We start from the raw sequence: 8,867 nt of genomic DNA on the forward strand, positions 1-8,867 counted from the left end.
GTGGCCGGTCGCGCAGTTCCCCGCGCCCCAGGAAGGGCTGCGCCCTTCGGCGGGGCGGGGCACCTGCTGACAAAGGCACCCGGCTGCTGGGCCCGCCGTGCTCGGCCGGGTGACAGGCACGGCCGAACACGGCGGGGGTCAGGCGGGCCATGCGGGTCAGCCCTTGATCGCCCCGGTGAGCATGCCCTTCTTGAAGTGCTTCTGAACGAAGGGCGACAGAACGGCGACCGGGAGCAGGGCCATCACCATGACGGCCATCTGGATGGCGAGCGGGGAGAGTTGGCCCGTGTTGATCTGGGCCGCGAGGCCGACGGGGCGTTCCTGCTTCTGGACGAGCTGGATCATGACGTTCTGCAGCGGCATCATGTCCTGGTCGGTGAGGTAGATGGACGCGTTGAACCAGGCGCTCCAGTAGCCCACCGCGTAGAAGAGGGCGATGACCGCGAGGACCGCCCTCGACAGCGGCATCACGATCTTCCACAGGATGCGCCAGTCGCCGGCGCCGTCGATACGGGCGCTGTCGATGAGTTCCGGGGAGATGCCCATGAAGAACGACCGCAGGACCAGGATGTTGAAGACGCTCACCGCGCTGGGGAGGATCAGCGCGAGATAGGTGTCCGTGAGGCCGAGGGCCTGGACCAGGAGGTACGTCGGGATCAGGCCCGCGCCGAAGAACATCGTCGCGAGCAGGGTCATCAGGATCCAGCGGTGGCCGAGTGAGCCCGTGCGGGAGAGTCCGTAGGCGCACAGGACCGAGACGGTCATGCTGAACAGGGTGCCGACGAGGGTGACGCCGATGCTGACCAGCGCGGCCCGCTGCACCTGGCCGCCGCCCAGGAGTTCCTGGTAGGCGACGAAGGTGATGCTCCTGGGCACGACGACCAGGCCGCCCGCCTCGTCGATGGTCTTCTTCGTCTGGAGACTGGTGACGACGACGATCCACAGGGGGAAGAGGATCGCGAAGCAGGCGAGGCCCAGGGCGATGCCCTTGCCCGCGAGTCCCGCCTTGGCGGGCTCCTCCTCCCAGACCGGGCGGGGTGGGGCGGCCCAGCGGCCCTGCTTCTTCGCGGCCGGCCGCCGGTCGGCCGGCTTGGCCGTCCTGTCGAGGAGCGCGCTCATTTCTTGTACACCCCCTGCTCGCCCATGAGATGGGCGACCTTGTTGGCGGTCAGGACCAGTGCGAGGCCGACCACGCCCTTGATGAGTCCCGCCGCGGCGGCGTAGCTGAAGTCCTGGTTGCGGATGCCGTTCCACCACACATAGGTGTCGAGGACGTCGGAGGCCTCGACGCCCACCGCCTGCCGTTGAAGGAGCAGTTGCTCGAAGCCGACGGTCAGGGCGTCGCCGACGCGCAGCACCAGCAGGAGGGCGATCACCGGGCGCAGGGCGGGCAGGGTGATGTGCCACATGCGCCGCCAGCGGCCGGCGCCGTCCATGGCGGCGGCCTCGTAGAGGTCGTGGGAGACGGAGGACAGCGCGGCGAGGAAGACGATGATGCCCCAGCCGGCGTCCTTCCAGATCATCTCGACCGTGACCAGGTACTTGAAGGTCTCCGGGTTGGTCATCAGGTCGAAGCCGTCGACGCCGTGCTGGCGGAGGGTCTGCGCGATGACGCCCGCCCCGCCGAAGATCTGCATGAACACCGTGACGACGAGGACCCAGGAGAAGAAGTGCGGGAGGTACATGACCGCCTGGGCGACCGCCCGGACCCGGGGCCTGACGATGCTGTTGATGAGCAGCGCGAGCAGGATCGGAACGGGGAAGAACAGGACGAGCTGGAGGAAGAACAGCACGAACGTGTTCTGCACCGCGTGCCAGAAGTCCGAGTCCGCGAAGATCCGTTCGAACTGCGCGACGCCGACCCAGGGGCTCTGGAAGATGGCGACGAAGCCGTTCTCGCTGAGGTAGGGGTCGTAGTCCTGGAAGGCGACCACGTTGCCGAGGATCGGTATGTAGTTGAAGACCAGGATCAGCAGGACCGCTGGCAGCGTCATCAGGAGCAGGGCGCGGTCACGCTTGAATCTCAGGCGGAGGCTCGGCCTGCCCGCGCGCCGGCCGCCTTGGGGCGGGGGCCCGGTGGCGTCGTCGGACGCCACCGGGGCCGTCCCTGAAGTCTTCGCCTCGGCCCTCGGCCGGGGCACCGTGCTGTGGGACACGGCCTTCTCCTCGTCTCGGCCCCGGGTCAGTTCGCCGAACCGGTGTCGTCGAGCAGCTTCTTGTACCAGTCGCGCAGGTCGTCGCCGCCCTTGCTCTTCCAGTCGGACACCGCCTGCTGGACGTCACTGATCTTCTTGCGTCCGCGCACGACGTCGTCCTCCAACTGTTCGAAGTTGTCGGCGAGGTTGGCCCAGCGGTTGGGTTCGGTGACGGTCAGCCCGAAGAAGGAGGTCTTCTTGGTGAAGGCGCCCATGCGCTGCTGCCACTCGACGATGCCCTTGGTGACCTCCGGGAAGTCGGGGTAGGCGACGTACGGGGCGGGGTTGCCGGTGTAGTCGTAGGCGCCGTTGACCTCGTTGACGCCCGTGGTGGACTTGACCGGCAGGCCCTTCTTCATGTCGTAGTCCGTGCCCTCGACGCCGTAGGCGGTGAGCATGAACTCCTTGGTGCCGTAGGGCGCGGCGCAGTAGTTGCAGAGGGCGAGGAAGTCCTTGATCTGCTGCTCGGACGCCTTCTTGCTGACGAAGGTGAAGATGTTGGCGGGCTGCACCGCCCACAGGGTGGGGTCACCGCCGTCGGGGCCGAAGATGTCGAACGCGGCCATCTCGAAGTCGCTCTTCTGGGTGGCCTGCTCGGACACCGAGCCCCACCAGGCGGAGATGTTGTCGTTGAAGACCAGGGACTGACCGGCGGTGAACCGGTTCCGGGCGTTGCCGCCCGCCTTGCCGGAGACCGCGTCCGGGTGGACCACGCGGGCCGCGTAGAGCTTGCGGGTCCACTCCAGGGCTTCGAGGTACTCCTCGGTCTCGACGCGGTTGACCAGCTTGCCGTCGACCATGTTCCACCACAGCGCCTTGTCACTGCCGGGGAAGACGCCGTAGAAGTTGAACGCCGACCACTTCATGTCGTCGCAGGCCCATACCTTCGACCTGGCGTCGGTGGCCTCCTTCGCCCAGGACAGGAACTCGTCGGGGCTGGTCGGGACGGTGTAGCCCTTCTTGTCGAAGATGTCCCGGCGGTACATGGGCGCGATGTCCGTGACGTACGAGGCGGGCATCGGGACCGCGCGCAGCTGACCGCCGAAGATGCCGCGCTGCCAGGCCTCGCTGGGTACGGCCGCGAGGTTCGGGTACGCCTTGACCTTGTCGCCGGAGAGATACGGGCCCAGGTCGGCGAACTTGGCGTTGATGGCGCTGGGTATCTTGCCCATCAGGTTCCAGCCGGGCACGACGACCACGTCGGGGATGTCGCTGGAGGCGAGGACCGCGCCGAGCTTCTGGTCGTAGGTGACGCCGTCCTGGTTCTGCCAGGTCACCTCGACGCCCACGGCCTCGTTCATCGCCGTGTAGTACGGGTTCTCACCCTTCGGCGGCGTCCCCCAGAACGGCGCCATGACCTTCAGTCGGCCGCCGCTGCCCAGCTTCTTCGGGACCGAGGTCTTCAGGTCGGGCGTGGGGATCGCCTTGGTGAAGCCGGCCGCCGAGCCGTTCTTCGACGGGATGTCGGGCGCCACGACGTTCGATGCGACGAACGTCGGGAGGATCTTCTTGGCGTCCTTGCCCGACGTCGTGCCCTCCTTGCGGCCTTCCTGCGAGCCGCCGCAGGCGGACAGCAGGGGGACACCCCCCGCCACGACGGCGGTGGCGACCGCCGTGGAGGCGAGGAAGCTTCTCCGGCTCGGAGCGGAGGGGGCGGCGGAGTTCGGCGTCATTGCGTCAACCCTTCATGGCGCACACCAGGACACCCGGCGGTGGCCGTCGGCTGCGGTGTCTTGAGTGGAACTGGCTGTGCTGAAGCGATGGAACCCATGACCGGCGGAGGGGAGGGGGAGGCAAGCGAAGCGGTCCCTCCGCAGTCGAAGCGCTTCGATGTTGCTGCGAGGTTAAGTGAACGACCGGGGGTGCACAAGGGTCGATTCCCAGATTTCCCGGAGGTACGGACCACTGGCACGGCCCTGGAACGCAGCCTGTATGACAGTGAGGAAACGGATCTGTTGCGCCTTGGTCTCTTGACACCCACCCCACGGTCGAATCAGCATCGAAGCGCTTCGAAAGGCTCGCGCCGCTCCATCGCAAAGGGATCCCACGTGACCGCTCAGACGCCTCCCGTGCCGCCGTTCCGTGATCCGCAGCTGCCGGTCGCGAAGCGCATCGACGACCTGCTCCAGCGGCTCACCCCGGACGAGAGGATCGCGTTCCTGCACCAGTTCGCGCCCGCCGTCGACCGGCTCGGGGTCGCCGCGTTCCGCACCGGCCAGGAGGCCCTCCACGGGGTCGCCTGGATGGGCCCCGCGACGGTGTTCCCGCAGGCCGTCGGCCTCGGCGCCACCTGGAACGAGGACCTCGTCCGCCGGGTCGGCGAGGCGGTCTCCACCGAGGTCCGCGCCATGCGGGCGCGCGACGACCGCATCGGCCTCAACGTCTGGTCGCCGACGGTGAACCTCCTGCGCCACCCCCTGTGGGGCCGCAACGAGGAGGGCTACTCCGAGGACCCGGCGCTGACCTCGGCGATCGCGACCGCGTACACCCGGGGTCTGCGCGGCGACCACCCCACGTACTGGCGCACCGCCCCCGTCCTCAAGCACTGGCTGGCCCACAACAACGAGACCGACCGCTCCGAGACGTCCTCCTCGGTGCGCCCGCGCGTCCTGCACGAGTACGACCTGCGGGCCTTCCGCTCGACCGTCGAGGCGGGCGCGGTCGCCGGCGTGATGCCCGCGTACAACCTGGTCAACGGCCGCCCCAACCATGTCTCGCCCTACCTGGCGGAGCAGCTGCGCACCTGGACCGACGAACCCCTGCTGGTCTGCTCCGACGCGGGCGCCCCCTCCAACCTGGTCGACTCCGAGCACTACTTCGACACCCACGAGGAGGCGACCGCCGCCTCGCTGCGCGCCGGGGTCGACAGCTTCACCGACCACGGCACCGACAGCTCGACGATGATCGGGCGCATCCGGGGAGCCCTCGACCGGGGCCTGCTGACCGCGGACGACATCGACGAGGCGGTCCGCCGCCAGCTCTCCGTCCGCTTCCGGCTCGGCGAGTTCGACCCCGGGGCCGACCCGTACGCCGGCGCCTTGGACTTCGACACCCCGGCCCACCGGGCCCTCGCCCGGGAGGCCGCCGAGCAGGCGATCGTCCTGCTGAAGAACGAGGGCGGTCTGCTGCCGCTCGCCGAGGACACCCGGATCGCCGTCGTCGGCCTCCTCGCCGACGAGTGCAAGCTCGACTGGTACAGCGGCACCCTCATCCACCGCTCGACCCCGCTGGAGGGCCTCTACGACCGGTTCGGCGCCGAGCGCGTGACGTTCGCGGAGGGCGTGGACCGGGTGAGGCTGCGCACGTCGGCCGGCGCGTACCTGGCCGTCCCCGAGTCCGGCGACACCGCCGACGCGGTGCGCGGCGCGGAGGGCGCCCTCGACCCGGCGCTCCTCGCGGGCCGTACGGATCTGCCCCCGCTCACCACCGACGCGACCGGCACGGAACTCGCCTTGGTCGACTGGGGCGAGGGCGTCCTCACCTTCCGCGCCCCGGACGGCCGTTATCTCTCGGTCGCCGAGGACGGCCGGGTCCGCGCCGCAGCCGACCAGCCGGGCGGCTGGGTGGTCCAGGAGACGTTCCGCCTGGAACCGCACGAGAACGGTCACCTCCTCAGGCACACGGGGACGGGCCGGTACGTCACTGTCGCCGCCGACGGCGTGAAGGTTGCCGACGGAAATCCGGAGGTCTTCGAGCTCGTCGTGGCGCAGCCCGGCGAGGAGGCGGTGGCGGAGGCCGCCGCCGGGGCCGACGTGGTCGTCGTGGTCGCGGGCAACGACCCGCACATCAACGGCCGCGAGACCGAGGACCGCACCACCCTCGCCCTGCCCGCCCACCAGGAGCGCCTGCTGCGCGCGGCCCGCGCCGCCAACCCGAACACGGTCCTGGTCCTGGTCTCGGCCTACCCGTACGCCGTCGACCCGGCCGAACTGCCGGCCGCCCTGTGGACCGCGCACGGCGGCCAGGCCGCGGGCACCGCCCTGGCCCGCGTCCTCGCCGGTGACATCTCTCCCGCCGGCCGCCTCCCGCAGACCTGGTACGCCTCCGACGCGGACCTCCCCGACCTCCTCGACTACGACGTGATCGGCGGCCGCCAGACGTACCTCTACTTCGAGGGCGAGCCGCTGTTCCCGTTCGGCCACGGTCTGTCGTACGGGGAGTTCGCGTACGAGAACCTCGACGCGCGCGTGGAGCAGGGAGACGGCGGCGGCGAGGGCGAGCTGACGGTGTCCTTCACGGTCACCAACACCGGCACGGTGACCGCCGACGAGGTCGCCCAGCTCTACGTCCGCGCCGTGGACCCTTCGGTCCCGCGCCCCCGCCGCGAGCTGGCCGGCCACCGCCGCGTCACCCTCGCCGCCGACGCGGCGACCGAACTGACCTTCCGACTGCCGCTGTCCGTGCTGGAGTTCTGGGACGTGGCGCACGGCACCCTGCGGCTGGAGCCGGGCTCCTACGAGGTGCTGGCCGGCGCGTCCAGCGAGGACATCCGTCTCCGTACGACCGTCGAGGTCGAGGGCGAGCCGCTCGCCCCGCGTCCGGTCCGCGAACGCGGCCTGGACGCGGCGGACTTCGACGAGCAGCGCGGCACGGAGATCGTCGACCGTACGAAGGTGTCCGGCGACGCGGTCACCCCGCTGGGCGGCGCCTCGGGTGAACTGATCTTCAGCGGCTGCGACTTCGGGTCGGGCGTCACCGGGATGTCGGTCGAGGTGGCGGGCCGGGGAAGCGTCGAGTTCTCCCTCGTCGGCGGCCCTGTGCTGGCGACCCTGACGCTCGACACCCCCACCGGGGACCCCTACGCGTACACCACCCTGCACGCCGCCGTCTCCGCCGCCGGTGTGCACGACGTCCACCTCACACTGCGCGGCCCCCTGCGGCTCGCGCGTGTCGGCTTCTCCGGTTGAGGGTCCGGAAGCAGGCCGACACAGAAGGGGCCCGGCACCGGAAGGCATCGGTGCCGGGCCCCTTCATCCCGGGATCTGACCCCAGACTACATGAAAACGATTGTCAGAAGCTAGGGGTCGGTGTCGCCGGACAGGCGATCTCAGGATTCTTCGATCCGCGGTCCCAGGGCTGCGACTCAGGGCTGCGATCCGCGGTCTCAGGGCTCCCGTGGAGGCTCAGAGCTGGAGGCCGGTCAGCACCAGCACCCGCTCGTAGGTGTAGTCGTCCATCGCGTAGCGCACGCCCTCGCGGCCGACGCCGGACTGCTTGGCGCCGCCGTACGGCATCTGGTCGGCGCGGTAGGACGGGACGTCGCCGATGACCACGCCGCCGACCTCCAGAGCGCGGTGCGCGCGGAAGGCGGTCTGCAGGTCGTGCGTGAAGACGCCCGCCTGGAGGCCGTACTTGGAGTCGTTGACGGCGGCGAAGGCCGCGGCCTCCCCGTCCACCTTCTGGAGGGTGAGGACGGGGCCGAAGACCTCCTCGCAGGAGATCGTGACGTCGGCGGGCACGTCGGCGAGGACGGTCGGCGCGTACGAGGCGCCGTCGCGCTTGCCCCCGGTGAGGAGGGTGGCGCCCGCGTCGACGGCCTCCTGGACCCACGCCTCGACCCGCTTGGCGGCGTCCTCGCTGACCAGCGGGCCGACGTCGGTGGCGGCGTCGGACGGGTCGCCGGTGACCTGGGCCTCCACGGCGGCCACGACGCGCGGCAGCAGCCGGTCGTAGACGGACGCGTCAGCGATCACCCGCTGCACCGAGATGCAGGACTGGCCGCCCTGGTAGTTGGAGAACGTGGCGATCCGGTTCGCCGCCCAGTCGAGGTCCTCGTCGGAGGCGTAGTCGGCGAGCACGACCGCCGCGCCGTTGCCGCCCAGCTCCAGCGTGCAGTGCTTGCGCGGCACCGAGTCCATGATCGCGTAGCCGACCTTCTCGGAACCCGTGAAGGAGATGACCGGCAGCCGCTCGTCCTGCACGAGGGCCGGCATGCGGTCGTTGGCGACGGGGAGGATGCTCCACGAACCGGCGGGCAGCTCGCTCTCGGCCAGCAGCTCACCGATGACGAGACCGGAGAGCGGGGTGGCCGGGGCGGGCTTCAGGATGATCGGCACACCGGCGGCGATCGCCGGGGCGATCTTGTGGGCGCACAGGTTCAGCGGGAAGTTGAACGGCGCGATGCCGAGGACGACGCCCTTCGGGAAGCGGCGGGTGACCGCGAGCCGCCCCTGACCGCCCAGGTCGGTGTCGAGGCGCTGCGCCTCACCGCCGTTGAACCGGCGGGCCTCCTCCGCCGCGAACCGGAACACGGACACGGCACGGCCGACCTCGCCGCGGGCCCACTTGATCGGCTTGCCGTTCTCGGCGGAGATCAGCTGCGCGATCTCCTCGGTCCGCTCGGCCAGACGCCGGCTGACGTGGTCCAGCGCGGCGGCCCGTACGTGCGCCGGGGTCGCCGCGTACTCGTCCCGTACGGCGTACGCGGCGGCGACCGCCTCCTCGACCTGCGCGTCCGTGGGCACGCTCACCCTGCCGACGAGCCGGTCGTCCCACGGCGACGTGACGTCGAACGTGGTCTCACCGGTGGCCTCGCGGCCGGCGAGCCAGAAGGCATGCGTGGCGGTCATAGTGGTTCCCGGCCCTTCGGTGCGTCTCTGTACAACCTCTTCTCGGCTCCACGGTAGGGCCGGGAGGCCGGGGGGTCGTTTGTCCGGGGCGTATGAGTGGGGC

Annotated in this window: 5 protein-coding genes; 1 reads left to right on the plus strand and 4 read right to left on the minus strand. The window is 70.3% G+C overall.

The window, feature by feature from the left end; all coding sequences use genetic code 11:
• Positions 1–156: 156 nt before the first annotated feature.
• Genes AOK23_RS37370 through AOK23_RS37380 form a run of 3 tightly spaced genes read right to left on the minus strand, consistent with a single transcriptional unit; the run spans position 157 to position 3,868 of the window.
• Positions 157–1,119, minus strand: a complete 963-nt coding sequence (locus AOK23_RS37370; protein ID WP_055716926.1) for a carbohydrate ABC transporter permease — start codon at positions 1,117–1,119, stop codon at positions 157–159.
• Positions 1,116–2,156, minus strand: coding sequence for an ABC transporter permease (locus AOK23_RS37375; RefSeq protein ID WP_055716927.1), 1,041 nt, complete (start codon positions 2,154–2,156; stop codon positions 1,116–1,118). The genes AOK23_RS37370 and AOK23_RS37375 overlap by 4 nt, the downstream gene beginning before the upstream one ends.
• A gap of 26 nt (positions 2,157–2,182) precedes the next feature.
• The gene (locus AOK23_RS37380) at positions 2,183–3,868 is read right to left on the minus strand and encodes an extracellular solute-binding protein (protein WP_055716928.1); all 1,686 of its coding nucleotides are present in this window, start codon (positions 3,866–3,868) and stop codon (positions 2,183–2,185) included.
• A gap of 375 nt (positions 3,869–4,243) precedes the next feature.
• Here AOK23_RS37380 and AOK23_RS37385 point away from each other — a divergent pair, with 375 nt between their 5' ends.
• Complete coding sequence (locus tag AOK23_RS37385; RefSeq protein WP_055716929.1) at positions 4,244–7,102, plus strand: glycoside hydrolase family 3 C-terminal domain-containing protein; 2,859 nt, start codon at positions 4,244–4,246, stop codon at positions 7,100–7,102.
• A gap of 216 nt (positions 7,103–7,318) precedes the next feature.
• Here AOK23_RS37385 and AOK23_RS37390 read toward each other — a convergent pair whose 3' ends face one another.
• On the minus strand, positions 7,319–8,764 hold the full coding sequence (locus AOK23_RS37390) for an aldehyde dehydrogenase family protein (RefSeq protein WP_055716930.1): 1,446 nt from the start codon (positions 8,762–8,764) through the stop codon (positions 7,319–7,321).
• Positions 8,765–8,867 lie beyond the last annotated feature (103 nt).

Origin of the sequence: Streptomyces torulosus, from assembly GCF_001419765.1 — a bacterium.
In the GTDB taxonomy this organism is placed as follows: Bacteria; Actinomycetota; Actinomycetes; order Streptomycetales; family Streptomycetaceae; genus Streptomyces; species Streptomyces torulosus.

Excerpts from the sequence above, each read along its gene's own strand:
- AOK23_RS37380 (WP_055716928.1), bottom strand. The coding sequence starts at position 3,868 with ATGACGCCGAACTCCGCCGCCCCCTCCGCTCCGAGCCGGAGAAGCTTC.
- AOK23_RS37370 (WP_055716926.1), bottom strand. The coding sequence starts at position 1,119 with ATGAGCGCGCTCCTCGACAGGACGGCCAAGCCGGCCGACCGGCGGCCG.
- AOK23_RS37390 (WP_055716930.1), bottom strand. The coding sequence starts at position 8,764 with ATGACCGCCACGCATGCCTTCTGGCTCGCCGGCCGCGAGGCCACCGGT.